Source organism: Flavobacterium xizangense (assembly GCF_054075145.1).
This window is the reverse complement of record NZ_JBSIPG010000003.1, coordinates 1-18,362: the sequence shown is the minus strand read 5'-3', so window position 1 is coordinate 18,362 and position 18,362 is coordinate 1. Positions and strand designations below refer to the sequence as shown.

The following is an 18,362-nucleotide window of genomic DNA, read 5'->3' as shown; positions in this document are numbered from 1 at the left end:
ACCTAATGAAAAAATTTCTTATCCTCGTTTTGATTTGTTTTGTACAAAATACATTTTCGCAAAACACTACTCAGAACGCAAAAAATACTGAAACAGTAATAACTATAGATCAACCTGCAGGCAATTCAGCAACGACCAGCAATGAGGACAATGCTGTTTATAATACTGCAGGCATAGATGTTAAACCAGATTTCCCAGGAGGAATGGAAAAATTTTATCAATTTGTAGACAGCAATTTTAAAACTCCTGAAGGAGCAAAAAATATAAAAGGAAAAAAAATCTACATAACATTTGTGGTCGAAAAAGACGGCTCACTAACTGACATAAAAGTTCTTAGAGATGCAGGTTATAAAACGGGAGCTGAGGCAATTCGTGTTCTGAAAATATGCCCAAAATGGAATCCCGGAGAGCACAATGGCAAAAAAATAAGAGTTTTATATTCTTTGCCAATAGCCATGAAATAATCTAATCTAGATATTTTCACACAACACTCACAAGTTTTCCCCAAATCAAACTTTAACATGAGTAAACTTCCAAACATAACAACAAGCATTTTTACGGTAATGTCTAAAATGGCAACCGAATACAATGCAATTAATCTTTCGCAGGGATTTCCGAATTTTACTGTTGATGAAAGGTTAACGGATATTGTTGCACGATTATCAAAGGAAAATGTACATCAATACACACCAATGGCAGGTTATCCGCCGTTGATGAATAAAATTGCGGAATTAACTCAGCGTTCTTACAATAGAACAATCAATCCAGATACAGAACTTTTGGTTACAGCTGGGGCAACTCAAGGAATTTTCACTACAATTTTGGCTTTGATAAAAGAAAATGATGAAGTAATTATTCTCGATCCGAGTTATGATTCTTATGAATCTCCAGTTTTACTCTGTAAAGCAAAACCAGTTCGTGTAGCATTAAATGATGATTATACTCCAAATTGGGAAACGATTGAAAAAGCCTGTTCGGAGAAAAGCCGAATGATTATTATCAATAATCCGCATAATCCGACGGGAAAAATTTTAAATGAAAACGATTTTATCCAATTAAAAAATCTTCTTGAGAAATATCCTGGCATTATTGTTTTATCTGATGAAGTTTATGAATACATTACTTTTGAAGAAAAACATATTTCGGCACATACAAAAAACTTTCTTATCGATCGATGCGTAATGGTTTCCTCTTTCGGAAAATCATTTCATATTACAGGCTGGAAAATTGGCTACACGATTGCACCCGAATATTTAATGAAGGAAATCAAGAAGGTACATCAGTTTTTGGTTTTCAGTGTTAATAGTATTTCTCAATTTGCCATTAGCGAATATTTAGATGTTGTCGATGTAAATTTGCTTGGAAAATTCTATCAGGAAAAACGAGATTATTTTCAAAAACTACTACTAAATAGTCGATTCGATCTAAAACCTTGCGAAGGAACTTATTTTCAGGTTGCTTCTTATGCCAATATTTCAGATGAAGACGATGTTACTTTCTGTAAAAATCTAATCATTAATCATGGCGTTGCAGCAATTCCGATTTCAACTTTTTATTCCAATAACAAAGACCAGAAATTGATTCGTTTCTGCTTCGCGAAAGATAATTTTACCCTTGAATCTGCCGCAAAAAAACTTTGCCAAATATAAAGTTTATCAAAATTTTATAACAATATTATGCGTGCATCCTATTTTTTTAATTAATATTGTAAAAAAAGAAAAGTATGAGCTATACAGATAAAATGTTGCGCGATGATGCCTTAAAAGGCAAAGTCATTGTAGTTACTGGGGGCGGAAGCGGTTTAGGAAAAGCAATGACAAAATATTTCTTAGAATTAGGCGCTCAGGTAGCGATTACTTCAAGAGATTTAGAAAAATTAAAAACAACAGCTTCAGAATTGGAAAGCGAAACTGGCGGAAAGTGTTTACCGCTTCAGTGCGACGTTCGTCATTATGAAGAAGTAGAAAATATGCTTCAGGAAACTTTAAAAGTTTTCGGAAAAGTGGATGTTCTTTTAAACAATGCGGCAGGAAATTTCATTTCACCAACTGAACGTCTATCAGCAAATGCTTTTGATACAGTTATAGATATTGTACTTAAAGGATCTAAAAACTGCACACTGGCTTTTGGAAAACACTGGATTGACACCAAACAAACATCAGCAACGATTTTAAATATTGTAACAACTTATGCCTGGACAGGTTCGGCTTATGTTGTGCCAAGTGCAACTGCTAAAGCAGGAGTTTTGGCCATGACAAGAAGTCTTGCAGTAGAATGGGCAAAATACGGAATTCGTTCGAATGCGATTGCTCCGGGGCCATTCCCAACAAAAGGAGCTTGGGACAGATTATTGCCGGGCGATCTTTCTGAGAAATTCGATATGGCTAAAAAAGTGCCTTTAAAACGTGTTGGAGATCATCAGGAATTAGCAAATTTAGCCGCTTATTTGGTATCTGATTTTTCAGCTTACATAAATGGTGATGTTATTACAATCGACGGAGGCGAATGGCTAAAAGGCGCAGGACAATTTAATTTATTAGAAGCAATTCCAGAAGAACTTTGGGATCAGCTTGAAATGATGATAAAAGCAAAAAAGAATAAATAATTACAAGTGCTTACTAAATTCAGAATATTTTATCAAATCTATACTGATTGCACGAAATCCCGAAGGTTTACTTTCGGGATTTTTTTATGTTTTTCACCATATTTTTAACCATATAAGTGATATAAGTTCAGTTAAGTATTGTACAGCTTAAACATTTTGTAGCTTAAATTTACTTACATTACTTATATGGTTAAATTAAATTATATGTTTAGAAATTCACTTTAATTATTAATTTTGCCAAACAAATATCAAACAAAAATTTTATGCTCATTATTGGACTTGCAGGAGGAACAGGAAGTGGAAAAACAACAGTAGTACACCAAATCATGACAGAACTACCCGACACTGAAGTTGGCGTAATTTCTCAAGATTCGTACTACAAGGAAACAACCAATTTGTCATTCGACGAAAGAGCATTAATTAATTTCGATCATCCAAGATCTATTGATTTTGAATTATTGGTAAAACACTTAAAGGCTTTAAAAGCTGGAGAGACAATTGATCAGCCGGTTTACTCTTTCATTCAACACAACAGAACGGATGATACAGTGGCAACGCATCCAAGAAAAGTAATGATCGTTGAAGGTATTCTAATTCTGACAAATCCTGAATTACGTGAACTTTGCGATATTAAAATTTTCGTTCACGCTGATTCTGACGAAAGATTGGTTCGACGTTTAAAAAGAGATATTTCAGAACGCGGACGCGATATTAACGAGGTTTTAAACCGCTACCAAAATACTTTAAAACCTATGCATGAGCAATTTATAGAACCATCAAAGGCATTTGCAGACATTATTATCCCAAATGACAAATACAACACTGTAGCAATTGATGTAGTTCGTGCCGTAATTAATCAAAGAATTTCATAATTTTTATTGTAAATTTAAACCATAAAAATTAGGAGCTAATTCCCGCTATACATTGCAATCTATTGTATCTTGTTAAAAGAAACGAGATACAGAAGGACTTTCACCCGAAGCATCGGGACTATCGGGGGTTAAAAAGATCAATCGATTCAAAAGAAAAATTCGTTTAAAAATGAAATTCAAAAATCCATACAAAGACAAAAAATGGTTCAAATATTTGGGTAACAAATATGTTTGGGTTTTGCTGTTTTTTATTGTCTGGATGTTATTTTTAGATAATTACTCCTATTTTGACCATCGTTTTCTGGACGGACAAATTAATGAACTTCAGGACAATAAAAAATACTATCAGGACGAAATAAAAAAAGATCAAGAACAGATCAAACAACTTAAAAATCCTGAACAAATAGAAAAATATGCTCGCGAAAAGTACTTTATGAAAAAAGACAGCGAGGATATTTATATCATTCACTTTGAAGGAGACACAATTCAAGAACAAGAATAATCACAAAAACTAATGGCTACTAACCTATTCAACGATTTTAATCCGATTTCATCAAAACAATGGAAACAAAAAATCCAGTTTGAATTAGATGGAGCAGATTATAACGAAACTGTAATTTGGAATTCTCCAGAAGATATTCAGGTGAAACCTTTTTACCACAATGATGAATTTACCAAATCGGCTGTGGTTGAGACACATGCCTCTGATTTTAAAATTTGCCAGAATATTTTTGTTCACGATGTTGAAAAATCAATCAAAAGAGCAAACAACACACTTGAAAGAGGTGCAGAAAGCTTGCGTTTTACTATTCAAAACGAAAATGCTGATATTGTTTCTTTATTGGAAAATCTTCCTTTAGAGAACAGAATCGTTTACTTTAATTTGACTTTTCTCTCAATCGATTTCGTAAAAAAACTGGACACAATTTCTGCTCAAAAAAAAGCAATCTTTTATTGTAATTTAGATCCAATTGGTCAATTAGCCCGAGACGGAAATTGGTTTACAACATCGGACAAAAACAATTTTGAAACGCTGGAAAAAATATCAAAAGAAACTTCAAATATTTCTCTTTTAAGTGTTGATTCTAGCTTATATCAAAATGCAGGAGCGAATATTACACAGCAAATTGCTTATAGTTTAGCACATGCGAATGAATATTTAAACCGTTTATCAACTTCAACAAAAACAATTGTTTTTCAAATATCAGTTGGAACAAATTACTTTTTTGAAATTGCAAAACTTCGTGCTTTGCGAATGCTTTTCAAATTAATTGCTGAAGAATATAATCCTGATATAGATTGTCATTTTCTAGTTACACCAACCAAACGAAATAAAACTATTTACGATTATAATGTCAATATGCTTCGAACTACAACCGAATGTATGTCGGCAATTTTAGGCGGGGCCGATGCTGTAGCTAATTTACCTTATGATGCTTTGTATCATAAAGACAACGAATTTGGAGATCGAATTGCCCGCAATCAGTTATTAGTCTTAAAACATGAAAGTTATTTTGACCGAGTAAATAATCCGGCAGATGGGAGTTACTACATTGAAAGTTTAACGATGCAATTAGCAGAGAAAAGCCTTAAATTATTCAAAGAAATCGAAGCTGATGGAGGTTTCTTAAAACTTTTGAACGAAGGAACAATCAAAAAGAAAATTCAGGAAAGCGCTACTAAAGAACAGGAATTATTTGATTCTAAAAAAGAAGTTTTATTAGGGACCAATAAATATCCTAACAGGGAAGACAAAATGAAACATGATTTAGAATTGTTTCCTTTTGTAAAAATCAAACCTAGAAAAACATTAATTACACCTATTATAGAAAAAAGATTAGCCGAGAAACTGGAACAGGAAAGGCTAGAACTTGAGTAATTCCTTTTAAACGTAATTAATATTCACACCAAAGAAAAGTGTCTCCATGATAAGAAAAGACCTTAAACATATTAATCTTCAAAGTCAAAAGTCGAAAATTGAAAGTCAAAAATTAGAAAACCTGATTGATAATTTTACGACTGCCGAAGGAATCGAAATTAAAAAAAACTATACTGAAAAAGATATAGAGAATTTGGAATTTCTTGATTTCGGAGCTGGTTTTACGCCTAATTTACGGGGACCGTATGCAACAATGTATGTAAGACGTCCATGGACAATTCGTCAATATGCCGGGTTCTCGACAGCAGAAGAAAGTAATGCTTTTTACAGAAGAAATCTTGCTGCGGGTCAAAAAGGACTTTCAATCGCTTTTGATTTGCCTACGCATCGCGGTTACGATTCTGATCATGAACGTGTTGTTGGTGATGTTGGAAAAGCAGGTGTTGCAATCGATTCTGTAGAAGACATGAAAGTATTGTTTGACCAAATTCCGCTAGACGAAATGTCGGTTTCAATGACCATGAATGGCGCCGTTTTGCCTATTATGGCTTTTTACATTGTGGCCGCTGAAGAACAAGGAGTTGAACTCAAAAAACTTTCGGGAACTATCCAAAATGATATTTTAAAAGAATTCATGGTTCGTAATACCTATATCTATCCACCAACGCCTTCGATGAAAATCATTGCTGATATCTTTGAATTTACGAGCAAAAAAATGCCAAAATTCAATTCTATTTCTATTTCTGGATATCACATGCAGGAAGCTGGAGCAACGGCTGATATTGAATTGGCCTATACTTTAGCAGATGGTTTAGAATATATTCGAACAGGATTATCTACCGGAATGACAATTGATGAGTTTGCTCCTCGCTTATCTTTCTTTTGGGCCATTGGAATGAATCATTTTATGGAAATTGCTAAAATGAGAGCCGGCCGAATGATTTGGGCAAAATTGTTACAGCAATTTAATCCCAAAAGCGAAAAATCATTAGCATTGAGAACGCATTGTCAAACCAGTGGATGGAGTTTGACGGAACAAGATCCATTTAATAATGTAGCCAGAACTTGTATTGAAGCTACTGCTGCAGCTTTTGGAGGAACACAATCTTTACATACCAATGCATTAGATGAAGCAATTGCACTTCCAACTGACTTTTCGGCAAGAATTGCCCGTAATACACAGATTTATTTGCAGGAAGAAACTAAAATCACTAAAACTGTTGATCCTTGGGGAGGCAGTTATTATGTTGAATCACTCACAAATGAAATTCTAGAAAGTACCTGGAAATTAATTGAAGAAGTAGAAGAATTAGGCGGAATGACGAAAGCGATTGAAGCTGGAATTCCTAAACTTCGAATTGAAGAAGCTGCGGCTAGAAAACAAGCTAGAATTGATAGCGGGCAGGATATTATAGTTGGTGTCAATAAATTTAGATTAGAAAAAGAAGATCCGCTTCATATTTTGGATGTTGATAACCAAATGGTTCGTAAACAACAAATAGAGCGACTTGAAGATGTTAAAGCAAAAAGAAATACTGAAAAAGTAAATCAATCACTGGAAAAATTAATTCATTGTGCCAAAACCGGCGAAGGAAACTTATTAGAAATTGCTGTTGAAGCTGCACGAGAAAGAGCAACTTTAGGAGAAATCAGCGATGCTCTGGAAAGTGTTTTTGGCCGATTCAAAGCGCAAATTAAATCCTTTAGCGGTGTGTATAGTGCAGCAATAAAAAATGACGAAAATTTTGAAAAAGCAAAACAATTAGCTGATGCTTTTGCAAAACAAGAAGGAAGACGCCCAAGAATTATGATTGCCAAAATGGGACAAGATGGTCACGATCGAGGTGCAAAAGTGGTAGCCACCGGTTATGCTGATGTTGGTTTTGATGTAGATATAGGTCCGCTTTTTCAGACTCCGGCTGAAGCAGCAAAACAAGCTGTCGAAAATGATGTTCATATTTTAGGCGTTTCATCACTTGCTGCTGGTCATAAAACATTAGTTCCGCAAGTTATTGAAGAACTAAAAAAACATGGCCGTGAAGATATTATGGTCATTGTTGGCGGTGTAATTCCGGCACAGGACTATCAATATTTATTTGATACAGGCGCTGCTGCTATTTTTGGTCCAGGAACCAAAATAAGTGAAGCAGCAATTCAAATTTTAGAAATCTTAATTGACTAATTAAATATAAAAAAATCCCGAATTGATTGATTCGGGATTTTTTATGCTTTTTTTTTAGATCTTGTTTATTGTCGCATTGCTATCAGCTTCAATATAAGAAAGATCATAACCTCCAAAGTCTTTCATATAGCTTTTTAATGAAGTTCCGTAAGCATCTCTAAAATGCCTCGCTCCTTTATTTTTAAAGAAGTTTTTCACTGAACCGGCGCCTCCAAGGTGTGCCGCTGCTAAAATTCCAGATTCGGTAATTTCAATACCATTAATTACTTTTCCTTCATACTTTTTGATCTCATAGCGTAATATCCATTTGTTTTTGGACAACAAAGCAATGAAAGCTTTTTCTTGTAATGCAGGATCCTTTAAAAAGGCTTTGTGATTTTTTATACCAATAGCTCTTAGGGCTTCAGAACCAAACTGGTATTTTCCCATGTAACCAAGTGTATTAACCAAGCGGTATTTTCCTTGAGATTCTTTGAAAGCAACTGCTTCTTTAAAACCTATAAAATGATTTCCGGTGTATGGGAAGTTTAAATTAGGATAATCATCCTTTTCTTGTGATGGAAAAATGTATTCTACTCCATCTGATTTTTCGGTGAGAAACCAACGTTTGGTTTCCAGATTGAAGGGTTTAAAACCCAAACTTAAAAATGTAATAATAACGACTAAACTCGCATAAAAATACCATTTCTTTATCATAAATTGTTTTTCTTCAAGACGCTGTCACCCTCTTGAAATTTCTACAGTGCAAAGATAAGAAATACAAAAAAATACTGTAAATCAGTAATTTACGTTATTTTAAAAAATTAAAAATCTTGTTTAAGCCCTTTGATTATGCAGTTTAAGAGCATTTTCGCTGAAGTTGAATTGTGCTCAAAAACATGAAAAATTAAATCTCAAAAAAAGTCATTTTTATCATTTTTTTATCAAATTTGTTAAAAAAAGAAGATAAAGCCTACAAAAAGTATTCGTTTTTTGGGCTGAATATAATTTCAACCACAAAATTTTTAAAATAAATTTGTAGTAAAAAACTTAAAATATGCGTTTTTTTGGTTTTATTTTTGAAATAAAATGGTTTTCACATTTCTAAAACGTCAAATTTGAGTTATCATTTTTGAATTCTAGATTTTTAGAAACAAGCATTATTTCTCACGTAACTATCCAAATTCCACTCATAAAAAAACCGAAGTAAATTTTACTTCGGTTCATCTATAGGTTTCAAAAATAGTATTTATCTCGTAACACCTTGGCTGGCAATCCAGTCTGAATATTTTTTTGCATTTACATTATGTTCTGCTAAAGTAGAAGCAAATTCATGATAACCGAAACGATCAACACTTGCACAGAAATAAATATAATCGTTTTTCTCAGGATTTAAAACTGCATCAAGCGCTGTAATATCTGGCATTGCGATTGGTCCTGGAGGAAGCCCTGTATTTACATAAGTATTATATGGAGATCTCATAACCAAATCGTTATAAAAAACTCTTTTAATTACCTGATCGAAATTATTATCTCTTAATTTCAAAGCATAAATAACTGTTGGATCAGCCTGAAGTGGCATATCTAAACGCAAACGGTTTAAATAGACTCCAGCAATACGCGGCCTTTCATCTTTCTTTACCGACTCTTTATGCACAATTGAAGCCAAAATGGTAGCTTGAACTGGTGTAAGTCCTTGTTTTTTTGCTTTCGCTATTCTTTCGTCAGTCCAAAAATTATGATATTCCTTGATCATTTTATCACGGAATTTTTCTGCTGAAGTATTCCAATAAATCTCATATGTATTTGGAATAAACATCGCAAAAACATTGTCTTCATTGAAGCCATTTTGCGCCATGAAAGTAGAATCTTTAATCGCTTTTAATAAAGACAAACTATCGGCTTCAATTTCAGAACCTACTCTTCCTGCAAAATTCTCAAGACGTTCTTGATTATTAAATGCCAATTTAACAGGAACATTAGAACGCATTGCACGAACTAAATCAATGTTATTCATTCCTTTTTTAAGCAGAAAACGTCCTGATTTTACATTTTCAGGATAACTTCTTTTACTCGCAACCATTTCAAAATTGTCAAAATTCTTGACATACGGCTCTAATATTTTTTTTACATCTGTATAATTTGCACCAGTTGGCACATAAACATAAAGTTCCTCTTTTTCGAATTTGGTGTTGGAGCTGAAAATTTTATTAATTAAAATAAATCCGTAAATCATTAAAACTGAAATTACGGCTACAGCTATTATCGTGATAATTTTTTTTAAGCTCAAAGTTTAAATTTTAAATTTGTTTGTTAATTAATTGAAAAATTGCCTCGTCTTGATAGTGGTTATCGAGCAAAATCCAATCTTTTTTAATTCCGATTTTCTCAAAACCAAATTTAGTAAAAAGTGCTATACTAGCTACATTTCCTACATTAATATTTGCATAAAGCTGATGCAGATTTAAATTATGAAAAGAATATTTTATTAATAACTCTAATGCCTCAGACCCAATGTTTTGATTTCTATACTCTTTATTTTGAATTACAATTCCAATTCCAGCCCTATTATTTCTGGGATCAAATTCAAATAAATCAATTAATCCAATAGCCGGAAAATCTTTATCCTGACAAATGGCCAAGCGTAATTGTTTTGCCTCATAAATATCTTGTTTTGCATTTTCAAGATATTGCCGAATTAAATAACGACTATATGGTGTATTAGTATTACTGACCTCCCAAATGTTTTGATCATTTTCCATTTCGTACACAAACTCTAAATCATTAGGTTCTAATGCACGCAGATAAATATTTTCGCCTTTGAGTGTAATCATGTACGATTTTAGATTTTAAATTTCTATCGTTCCTTTAAAAACAAATTTTGCAGGTCCAGTCAAGAAAACATTTGAAAAATGATCTCCTAATTTATCGAATGAAACAACCAGTTTTCCGCCTTCAACATTTAAATTAATTGCGGTTTTGTCTGTTTCGCCAATTGCATTCATTGCAATAGCAACTGCAGTTGCGCCTGTCCCACAAGCTAGCGTTTCATCTTCTACACCTCTTTCATACGTACGAAGTGAAAAAGTATCTTCATCTATCTTTTTAACGAAATTGATGTTGCTTCCTTTTTCTCCATATAATGCTCCGTAACGAATTGCGGCTCCATTTTCTTTCACATTATATTCTTTTAGATTTTCAACTATTTGAACATGATGCGGAGAACCCGTATTTAAAAAAGTATGCGAATCGTGTTTTTGAACTTCATTTACATCAATCATTTGCAATGAAACAATAGCATCTTTGTCTACTGAAGCATGATGAAGACCATCTGTCGCGATAAAAGTCGCTTTATCCTTAATAACGCCAAGTTGATTTGCGAAAGCAACCAAACAGCGTCCGCCGTTACCGCACATCGAACTTTCATTTCCGTCAGAGTTATAATAAACCATTCTGAAATCAGTTTCAGAATCTTTTTCAAGTAAAATAAGTCCGTCAGCTCCAATACCAAATCGTCTGTCGCACAAACGTTCAATCAATTGAATATCCTCTTTCGGAAAAAAATTAGAACGATTATCGATCATCACAAAATCGTTCCCGGTACCTTGATATTTATAAAATTCTATTTGCATTTTTTAGTGGTTAAGAAATGCAAAAGTACGAAGAAACTGCGAAGATTAATTAATGAAATGTTAATCATTGTTAAAGAGCGTTAAACCATTTTTTCAAATAATTTTTTGCTTTAATTTTACGCTAACAACTTAAACATAAATTGTAATTATGAAAAGATTTTCAACCTTATTTTTAGTGTCATTACTAAGTGGTGCTACTACACTTGGTGCGTACAAATTATTATTTGATGGCAGCAATTCTTTTTTTGGAAAAGGAAATTCTGTTGTAACTCTTGCCCCAAATTCATTTGGTAGAAATGTTGGTTTGTCAGCTGAGGCAGTGGATTTTACCGAAGCTGCAGATAAAACTATTCATACCGTTGTTCACGTAAAAAACGTTTCAAGAAGAACCGTAACTAACCCCATGCTTGAATTTTTCTATGGTTATGGCGGCCAGCAGCAACAAGAACAAGTAGGTACCGGATCCGGAGTAATTATTTCTGAAGACGGATACATTGTGACTAATAATCACGTAATCAAAGACGCAACAGAAATTGAAATTACTTTAAACAATAAAAAGTCATACAAAGCAAAGTTAATCGGTACCGATTCTAAAATGGATATCGCTCTTTTGAAAATTAACGCCGATGAAAAACTGCCTTATACGGCTTTTGCTAATTCCGATTCTGTAAAAGTCGGCGAATGGGTTTTGGCTGTTGGAAATCCTTATAATTTGACTTCAACTGTTACAGCTGGAATTGTTTCGGCGAAAGCCAGAAATTTAGACCAAAGTGGAATTCAGTCTTTCATTCAAACCGATGCTGCAGTAAATCCTGGAAATAGCGGTGGAGCGCTAGTAAATGCACGAGGCGAATTAATTGGGATCAATACTATGATTTCATCAATGACAGGTTCTTATGTAGGTTACTCTTTCGCAGTTCCTTCTAATATTGCTAGAAAAATTATTGAAGATATAATGGAATATGGGAATGTTCAAAGAGGAATTCTTGGCGTTGAAGGTGGAGAACTTAACAGCACCGCTTCTAAAGAATTAGGTGTTACAGAAACTCAAGGATTTTATATCAATCGAGTTTCTAAAAATTCTGGAGCCGAAAAAGCCGGACTTACTAAAGGCGACATTATTGTGAAATTAGATGATCAAAACATAGCAACTTATGCAGATCTTTCAGGATACATCAATACAAAAAGACCAAATGACGTTGTAAAAGTTACTTATATTAAAGATGGAAAAACAAAAACTGTTCCGGTAACATTGAGTAAAAATGAATTTTACAGCGCCGAATTTAAAGGAATAGAGTTGGAAAATATAGATGCTGCTGATAAAAAGAAATTCAGAATTGATTATGGTGTTAAAATCAAAAATATTACCAATGAAAATTTAATGCAATATCAAAACGAACTTCAGGGCAATATTATTTTAAGTATCGACAATGTAAAAGCTACAAATGTAGAAACTGTTTCAAAGCTTTTAAGTAAAAAAGACGAAGGACAAAGTGTGCGTATTGAAATGATAAATCGAAACGGAGAAATCTTTAGAATCATCATTTAAAAAAAATAATTACAGTTTCCAGTCACAGTTTACAATTTATTTTAAGACTGAAAACAGAAACTGAGATTGAAAACTCAAAAAAGGTCATCTTATGAAATTCAAGATGACCTTTTTTTATTTTCAAAAATAAATGCTAAAATAGTTTACGAAATCGATTGAAATAGATACTTTTGCGCCAAATTTTAAAATAGTGAGCGTTTTATTTTTTCAATTTAGTCAATTATGAGCAAAAAATCCTTGTACCAAAAAGAGGTATCATTACAAGTCGACCGAAGAAGAGCTGGTGTCGAATTAATAAAAGTTATAAGTGATTTATGGTATGACAAGTCCATTGAAATGGTTTTATTTAAAAACCAATTATTGGATAAAAATGTCAGCGATATAATCAATCTGCATCAATATGCAGGTGAATTTGTTGGCAAACCCATTACCATTTTTGATTCGGTTGAAATTGCAAAAGTTGTATTATCATTAGATTTACCACCTGCAAAAATAGATTTAGGAAAATTAACTTACGAATATCGTTTAGAGGACGAGAAATATCCAGATGCTCGATATTTTGTAATGGATAAATTAAAAAAAGCAAAATCTTCAGAAGAAATTCAGCCAAAAGATGTTGTTTTATACGGCTTCGGAAGAATTGGACGTTTATTAGCGAGAGAATTAATGTCTAAAACCGGAAAAGGAAATCAACTGCGATTGAGAGCAATTGTAACTCGTGATAAAAATGATGCATCAAGCTTAGAGAAACGAGCTTCTCTTTTACGGTACGATTCCATTCACGGAGATTTTCAGGGATCTGTAATTGCCGATCCTAAAAATAATGCTTTAATTATCAACGGAACAACGGTTCATGTTATAACAGCAAATACACCAGAAGAAATTGATTATACTACACATGGAATCAATGATGCCCTTATAATTGATAATACAGGAGCATTTACTACAGAAGAAGCACTAAAAAGACATTTAACCTCAAACGGAGCAAGCAAAGTTTTACTTACTGCTCCTGGAAAAGGAATTCCGAATATTGTACACGGTGTCAATCATAATGATTTTAATCCTGATGAAATCAATATTTTCTCTGCTGCATCTTGTACTACAAATGCTATAACACCTGTTTTAAAAGCAATTGAAGATACTCTTGGAGTTGTAAAAGGACATTTGGAAACTATTCATGCTTATACAAATGACCAAAATCTGGTTGATAATATGCATAGAAAATACCGTCGAGGCAGAGCTGCGGCATTAAACATGGTTATTACCGAAACTGGTGCAGGAAGCGCTGTTGCAAAAGCATTGCCATCATTAGAAGGAAAACTGACTTCGAATGCAATTCGGGTTCCAGTTCCAAATGGCTCATTAGTAGTTTTAAATCTAGAAGTCAAAAAAGCAACAACTATCATAGGTTTAAATAAAATCATGAAAAAATATGCTCTTGAAGGCGAGCTTGTCGAACAAATAAAATATTCTTTAAATAATGAATTAGTATCATCTGATATTGTGGGAACTTCTGCACCTTCAATTTATGACAGTAATGCTACAATTGTTTCAAAAGATGGAAAAAATATAGTACTTTATATTTGGTACGATAATGAATATGGCTATAGCCATCAGGTAATTCGTCTTGCAAAATATATTGCAAAAGTGAGACGCTTTACTTACTATTAATAAAAAACCAAAACCAACTATTGCTAAAATCCATCAAGTTTTCTTGGTGGATTTTTCTTTTATTAAATCGGAAGAACTGTCGTGCTTTTAACTTCTGAAATAACAAAAACAGTATTTATTAAAGAAACTTCAGGTAAAGTAGACAATTTTTTTTGATGAAAATGATGATAGCTTTCCATATCAGGTATTATAATTTTAAGCATATAATCAAAATTTCCTGAAACATAATTACATTCAACAACTTCTGGCATTTCTAAAATAGCTTGATTAAATCCTTCAGAAGTATCATAAGTCTGTTTGGTTAAAGTAACTTGACAATAAACTGTAAGATTGTTACCTAATTTTTTTTTGTTTAAAATAGAAACATATTTCTCTATAACACCCTCTTTTTCAAGACGTTTTACACGATCATGAACAGGGGTGAGAGACAAATTTATTTTATTTGCTATGTCTTTTAATGTATAATGTGCATTTTCCTGTAAAAGACGTAGGATTTTTTTGTCAATATCATCTAAAACCATAACGAAAACGTTTTCTTCAATTAATATAATTTAGTCATTTTTTCTCTTTTCGGAAGCTTAAAAGCTCTAAAAAAGAAAATATTTCTGTAAAAATATAAAATAAAATAATATTTTCTTATTTATAAGACAATATTCAATAATATATTCTCTACGAGTAACTTTGTAAAACAAATTCAAGAAAACAAAAAAATATAACAATATGATAATAGGTGTTCCAAAAGAAATCAAAAACAATGAGAATCGTGTAGCATTAACTCCAGCTGGTGTTTCTGAAATGAAAAAACACGGACATGTTGTTTATGTACAATCAACTGCAGGTTTAGGAAGTGGATTTGCTGATGAAGAATATACAAATGCTGGTGCAGTAGTTTTAGGAACTATTGAAGAAGTTTACGCAATTGCAGAAATGATTATTAAAGTAAAAGAACCAATTGCTTCTGAATACCCTTTAATCAAAAAGGATCAATTACTTTTCACTTATTTTCACTTTGCTTCATCAGAGGAATTAACTCATGCCATGCTTGAAAAAGGTGCAGTTTGTTTAGCTTACGAAACTGTAGAAAAAACAGACCGCAGTTTGCCATTATTAGTTCCAATGTCTGAAGTTGCAGGTCGTATGGCTATTCAGCAAGGAGCTAAATACCTAGAAAAACCATTAAAAGGAAGAGGAATTCTTTTAGGTGGTGTTCCAGGTGTTCCACCAGCAAAAGTATTAGTTTTAGGTGGAGGTATTGTTGGAACTCAAGCTGCAAAAATGGCTGCAGGATTAGGAGCGCAAGTTACTATCATGGATTTAAGTTTGCCACGTTTACGTCAATTAGACGATATTATGCCAGCAAATGTAAATACAGAAATGTCTAATCATTATAACATCACTAGAGCAATCAAAGATGCTGATTTAGTTGTTGGTGCTGTTTTAATTCCAGGAGCAAAAGCGCCTCACTTAATTACTCGTGACATGCTTAAATTAATGCGCCCAGGAGCAGTTGTAGTTGACGTTGCGGTTGATCAAGGTGGTTGTATCGAAACATGTACTCCAACAACACATGAAAACCCAACTTTTATCATTGATGATATTGTTCACTATTGTGTAGCTAACATGCCAGGAGCTGTTCCTTACACTTCTACTTTAGCTTTAACTAATGCAACTTTACCATATGCTGTACAATTAGCAAATAAAGGATGGGAAAAAGCATGTGCAGAAAACGAAGAATTAAGAAAAGGATTAAACGTAGCTAATGGAAAAATCCTTTACAAAGGAGTTGCTGAAGCTTGGAATCTTCCTTTTAACGAAGAATTAGTGTTAGCAAACGCATAGGCTAACATTAAAATAAGTGCTTACTAAACACTATTTAAAAGGCTTTTCTTAATTGAAAAGCCTTTTTTATCAATAAAAAATAAAGGCAGTCAATTGACCGCCTTTATTTTTGTCATATAATGTGTGAATTTATTTTTTTGAATTCAAAATTTCTTTTTTCTCATCTAAAACTTCCTGCATTACTTTTGCTTCAGTTCCATTAGGGAAAGCAACTTTGATTTTTTGTGCTACAGTTGGAGCAATTTCCGTAATCGCTTTTTTATCATATGATTCACCTTTTTTAATATGCCATCCAAAAAATATAGCAGGCACGTGAGTATCATAACTGTAAGGCGTTCCATGTGATGTACCTGTTGGTGAATATTCAATATTACCAGGTTTATCAATCACAACCATATCACCATCTTGTGTTACATCATAACCTTTTACAACAAAATTTAGATAATAATCGTTTCCACTGTTAGCTAAAATTTCTTCCTCCGTATATACCTTTTTGACTTGAGGCTGTGAAATCAAAAAGTCTTTAAAAGCCTGTTTTACTTTTGTCAGCTCTAAACCTTTATCTTTAATTATTTGCTTATTGAAGTAAATATTAAAGTTGGAATAATTCAGCAATAAATCAACTCCAAAAGTTTTAACTGAAAAATCCTGAAGAATTTTACGCACATCTTTTGACGGATAATTATCTACATTATACTTACGGTCTTTCAAATAAATCACATTCTCAGCGCCAGCATGATCTGCAGTTAAAAATAAAAGGTAGTTTCCTTTCCCGACAGTTTTATCTAAATAAGCAAGAAAATCAGCAATTGTCTGATCTAATCTTAAATAAGTATCTTGAAGTTCCATTGAACGTGGGCCAAGTAAATGCCCAACATAATCAGTTGAAGAAAAGCTTACCGTCAGGAAGTCAGTAATGTCATCCTTACCAAGATTTTCTTTTTCAATAGCTTTTTTTGCAAAATCGGCTAATAAATCATTTCCAAATGGAGTTGATCTAATAACTCCCGCATCATTCTTCTCATACATTGTCTTTAGGTCATATGGAAAAACCGGTGCGGCACTTCCATATAATTTACCTTCATATGGATTATTATCCGGAAGACTTTCATTATAAACCGAAGCTGGTTTATACAAATCCCAGCCTTTGTTGATATATTTCAAATAATTTTTTTCGTTATTGAATTCTGCTACCCAGTCTGGCAATTTTTCTCCATAAAAAGTACTCGAAATAAAAGATCCAGTCTTACTGTACCAAAAAGCCCAATTAGCAAAATGACCAGCAGGCAAAATTGCACCACGATCTTTAAGACTCATTCCAATAACTTTACCTTGAAAGTTAGTTGCCATTCTAACCTCGTCTGTAATCGTAGTACTTTGAAGATTTTTTGGAGACATTGCACCTTCTTCAACTGTTCCATCACCAACAGTTTTTACTCCTGTATCATCAGTACAATATGTTTCTTTACCTAAAGTTCTACTAAACCACTCATTACCAACTATACCATGAGTTGCTGGTGTTGTACCCGTGTAAATTGACGCGTGACCTGGTGCTGTATAAGTTGGCATATAATTATAATGCATATTCTGAAAAGTGAATCCTTCATTCATTAATCTCTTGAAGCCATTTTGCGTAAAATCATCAGAAAAACGATATAAATATTCCATTTTCATTTGATCTACAACAATACCTACAACCAATTTAGGGCGCTGTTGAGCATTTAAATTTGCAATAACAAACAATGTCAACAATACAATAGTTTTTCTCATACTCATATTATAATATTTAAAAACAAAAATAAGGATTCACATTTAAAAAGGCTAGCACACCGGAATTTAAAACCTAAAATTGACTTTAATTTAACAGAATTACACGACTAGATATAACACTTAATGCGAGTTAAATTGAGAATTGAAAGTAGAATTAATTTTGGCATTTCCCTCCGGACCGTGCTGTCCGCTGTATCTTTTGCGGGAGGGGTTTAGATAAGACGAGCCATTGTGGTTTCTCGCAAGAGGATGCCGCTCCCATCACTAACGCGGCATATACCAAATCAGAAGTTTCATTTTCCAGAAGATTTCCCAAACGTTTATAAACAAAAAAATCCCTCCCGATAAATCGGGAAGGATTCTCAAAAGAAAGGCGACGACATA

General features: G+C 33.1%; 16 protein-coding genes. 10 read left to right on the top strand and 6 right to left on the bottom strand.

The window, feature by feature from the left end; genetic code table 11:
* Positions 1-5 precede the first annotated feature (5 nt).
* The 7 genes from ACWA1B_RS10220 (at position 6) to scpA (ending at position 7,538) form a co-directional block, all read left to right on the top strand.
* Complete coding sequence (locus ACWA1B_RS10220; protein WP_456906532.1) at positions 6-464, top strand: energy transducer TonB; 459 nt, start codon at positions 6-8, stop codon at positions 462-464.
* A 57-nt stretch (positions 465-521) separates the two neighbouring features.
* Entirely contained in the window at positions 522-1,649 is a 1,128-nt protein-coding gene (locus ACWA1B_RS10215; RefSeq protein WP_456906530.1) for a methionine aminotransferase, read from the top strand.
* A 74-nt stretch (positions 1,650-1,723) separates the two neighbouring features.
* Entirely contained in the window at positions 1,724-2,605 is an 882-nt protein-coding gene (locus tag ACWA1B_RS10210; protein WP_456906528.1) for an SDR family oxidoreductase, read from the top strand.
* Between the two features lie 263 nt (positions 2,606-2,868).
* Positions 2,869-3,477, top strand: a complete 609-nt coding sequence (udk, locus tag ACWA1B_RS10205) for a uridine kinase (RefSeq protein ID WP_115888988.1) — start codon at positions 2,869-2,871, stop codon at positions 3,475-3,477.
* Positions 3,478-3,646: 169 nt separating this feature from the next.
* Positions 3,647-3,979 carry an FtsB family cell division protein gene (locus tag ACWA1B_RS10200; RefSeq protein ID WP_035648023.1) on the top strand — a complete coding sequence of 111 codons (333 nt, stop codon included), beginning with the start codon at positions 3,647-3,649 and terminating at the stop codon, positions 3,977-3,979.
* 12 nt (positions 3,980-3,991) lie between these two features.
* Complete coding sequence (locus ACWA1B_RS10195) at positions 3,992-5,356, top strand: methylmalonyl-CoA mutase subunit beta (RefSeq protein ID WP_456906526.1); 1,365 nt, start codon at positions 3,992-3,994, stop codon at positions 5,354-5,356.
* A gap of 46 nt (positions 5,357-5,402) precedes the next feature.
* Entirely contained in the window at positions 5,403-7,538 is a 2,136-nt protein-coding gene (scpA, locus tag ACWA1B_RS10190) for a methylmalonyl-CoA mutase (protein WP_456906524.1), read from the top strand.
* Between the two features lie 54 nt (positions 7,539-7,592).
* Here scpA and ACWA1B_RS10185 read toward each other — a convergent pair whose 3' ends face one another.
* The 4 genes from ACWA1B_RS10185 to dapF form a co-directional block, all read right to left on the bottom strand.
* Entirely contained in the window at positions 7,593-8,234 is a 642-nt protein-coding gene (locus tag ACWA1B_RS10185; protein ID WP_456906522.1) for a peptidoglycan-binding protein LysM, read from the bottom strand.
* A gap of 532 nt (positions 8,235-8,766) precedes the next feature.
* On the bottom strand, positions 8,767-9,807 hold the full coding sequence (gene mltG / locus ACWA1B_RS10180) for an endolytic transglycosylase MltG (RefSeq protein WP_456906520.1): 1,041 nt from the start codon (positions 9,805-9,807) through the stop codon (positions 8,767-8,769).
* A 10-nt stretch (positions 9,808-9,817) separates the two neighbouring features.
* Positions 9,818-10,351, bottom strand: a complete 534-nt coding sequence (locus tag ACWA1B_RS10175; protein WP_456906518.1) for a GNAT family N-acetyltransferase — start codon at positions 10,349-10,351, stop codon at positions 9,818-9,820.
* A gap of 15 nt (positions 10,352-10,366) precedes the next feature.
* On the bottom strand, positions 10,367-11,149 hold the full coding sequence (gene dapF / locus ACWA1B_RS10170; RefSeq protein WP_456906516.1) for a diaminopimelate epimerase: 783 nt from the start codon (positions 11,147-11,149) through the stop codon (positions 10,367-10,369).
* Between the two features lie 148 nt (positions 11,150-11,297).
* On the opposite strand from dapF, the gene ACWA1B_RS10165 reads away from it, so the two are divergent.
* Positions 11,298-12,698: a Do family serine endopeptidase gene (locus tag ACWA1B_RS10165; RefSeq protein WP_456906514.1), complete on the top strand. Its 1,401-nt coding sequence runs from the start codon at positions 11,298-11,300 to the stop codon at positions 12,696-12,698.
* Between the two features lie 222 nt (positions 12,699-12,920).
* Positions 12,921-14,369 (top strand): glyceraldehyde-3-phosphate dehydrogenase, encoded by a 1,449-nt coding sequence (locus tag ACWA1B_RS10160; RefSeq protein ID WP_456906512.1) that lies wholly within the window; start codon positions 12,921-12,923, stop codon positions 14,367-14,369.
* A 62-nt stretch (positions 14,370-14,431) separates the two neighbouring features.
* Here the strand turns inward: ACWA1B_RS10160 and ACWA1B_RS10155 are convergent, their stop codons facing one another.
* The gene (locus ACWA1B_RS10155) at positions 14,432-14,890 is read right to left on the bottom strand and encodes an Lrp/AsnC family transcriptional regulator (RefSeq protein WP_035648038.1); all 459 of its coding nucleotides are present in this window, start codon (positions 14,888-14,890) and stop codon (positions 14,432-14,434) included.
* 199 nt (positions 14,891-15,089) lie between these two features.
* Between ACWA1B_RS10155 and ald the strand changes: the two genes are divergently transcribed.
* The gene (gene ald, locus ACWA1B_RS10150) at positions 15,090-16,208 is read left to right on the top strand and encodes an alanine dehydrogenase (protein WP_456906510.1); all 1,119 of its coding nucleotides are present in this window, start codon (positions 15,090-15,092) and stop codon (positions 16,206-16,208) included.
* A gap of 129 nt (positions 16,209-16,337) precedes the next feature.
* Here ald and pafA read toward each other — a convergent pair whose 3' ends face one another.
* Positions 16,338-17,978, bottom strand: a complete 1,641-nt coding sequence (gene pafA, locus ACWA1B_RS10145) for an alkaline phosphatase PafA (protein ID WP_456907033.1) — start codon at positions 17,976-17,978, stop codon at positions 16,338-16,340.
* Positions 17,979-18,362: the final 384 nt, after the last annotated feature.

What these genes read in the sequence shown, in the direction of transcription:
- ACWA1B_RS10220 (WP_456906532.1), top strand. Translation starts at nt 6, where the DNA reads ATGAAAAAATTTCTTATCCTCGTTTTGATTTGTTTTGTACAAAATACA.
- ACWA1B_RS10215 (WP_456906530.1), top strand. Translation starts at nt 522, where the DNA reads ATGAGTAAACTTCCAAACATAACAACAAGCATTTTTACGGTAATGTCT.
- ACWA1B_RS10210 (WP_456906528.1), top strand. Translation starts at nt 1,724, where the DNA reads ATGAGCTATACAGATAAAATGTTGCGCGATGATGCCTTAAAAGGCAAA.
- udk (WP_115888988.1), top strand. Translation starts at nt 2,869, where the DNA reads ATGCTCATTATTGGACTTGCAGGAGGAACAGGAAGTGGAAAAACAACA.
- ACWA1B_RS10200 (WP_035648023.1), top strand. Translation starts at nt 3,647, where the DNA reads ATGAAATTCAAAAATCCATACAAAGACAAAAAATGGTTCAAATATTTG.
- ACWA1B_RS10195 (WP_456906526.1), top strand. Translation starts at nt 3,992, where the DNA reads ATGGCTACTAACCTATTCAACGATTTTAATCCGATTTCATCAAAACAA.
- scpA (WP_456906524.1), top strand. Translation starts at nt 5,403, where the DNA reads ATGATAAGAAAAGACCTTAAACATATTAATCTTCAAAGTCAAAAGTCG.
- ACWA1B_RS10185 (WP_456906522.1), bottom strand. Translation starts at nt 8,234, where the DNA reads ATGATAAAGAAATGGTATTTTTATGCGAGTTTAGTCGTTATTATTACA.
- ACWA1B_RS10175 (WP_456906518.1), bottom strand. Translation starts at nt 10,351, where the DNA reads ATGATTACACTCAAAGGCGAAAATATTTATCTGCGTGCATTAGAACCT.
- dapF (WP_456906516.1), bottom strand. Translation starts at nt 11,149, where the DNA reads ATGCAAATAGAATTTTATAAATATCAAGGTACCGGGAACGATTTTGTG.
- ACWA1B_RS10165 (WP_456906514.1), top strand. Translation starts at nt 11,298, where the DNA reads ATGAAAAGATTTTCAACCTTATTTTTAGTGTCATTACTAAGTGGTGCT.
- ACWA1B_RS10160 (WP_456906512.1), top strand. Translation starts at nt 12,921, where the DNA reads ATGAGCAAAAAATCCTTGTACCAAAAAGAGGTATCATTACAAGTCGAC.
- ACWA1B_RS10155 (WP_035648038.1), bottom strand. Translation starts at nt 14,890, where the DNA reads ATGGTTTTAGATGATATTGACAAAAAAATCCTACGTCTTTTACAGGAA.
- ald (WP_456906510.1), top strand. Translation starts at nt 15,090, where the DNA reads ATGATAATAGGTGTTCCAAAAGAAATCAAAAACAATGAGAATCGTGTA.
- pafA (WP_456907033.1), bottom strand. Translation starts at nt 17,978, where the DNA reads ATGAGAAAAACTATTGTATTGTTGACATTGTTTGTTATTGCAAATTTA.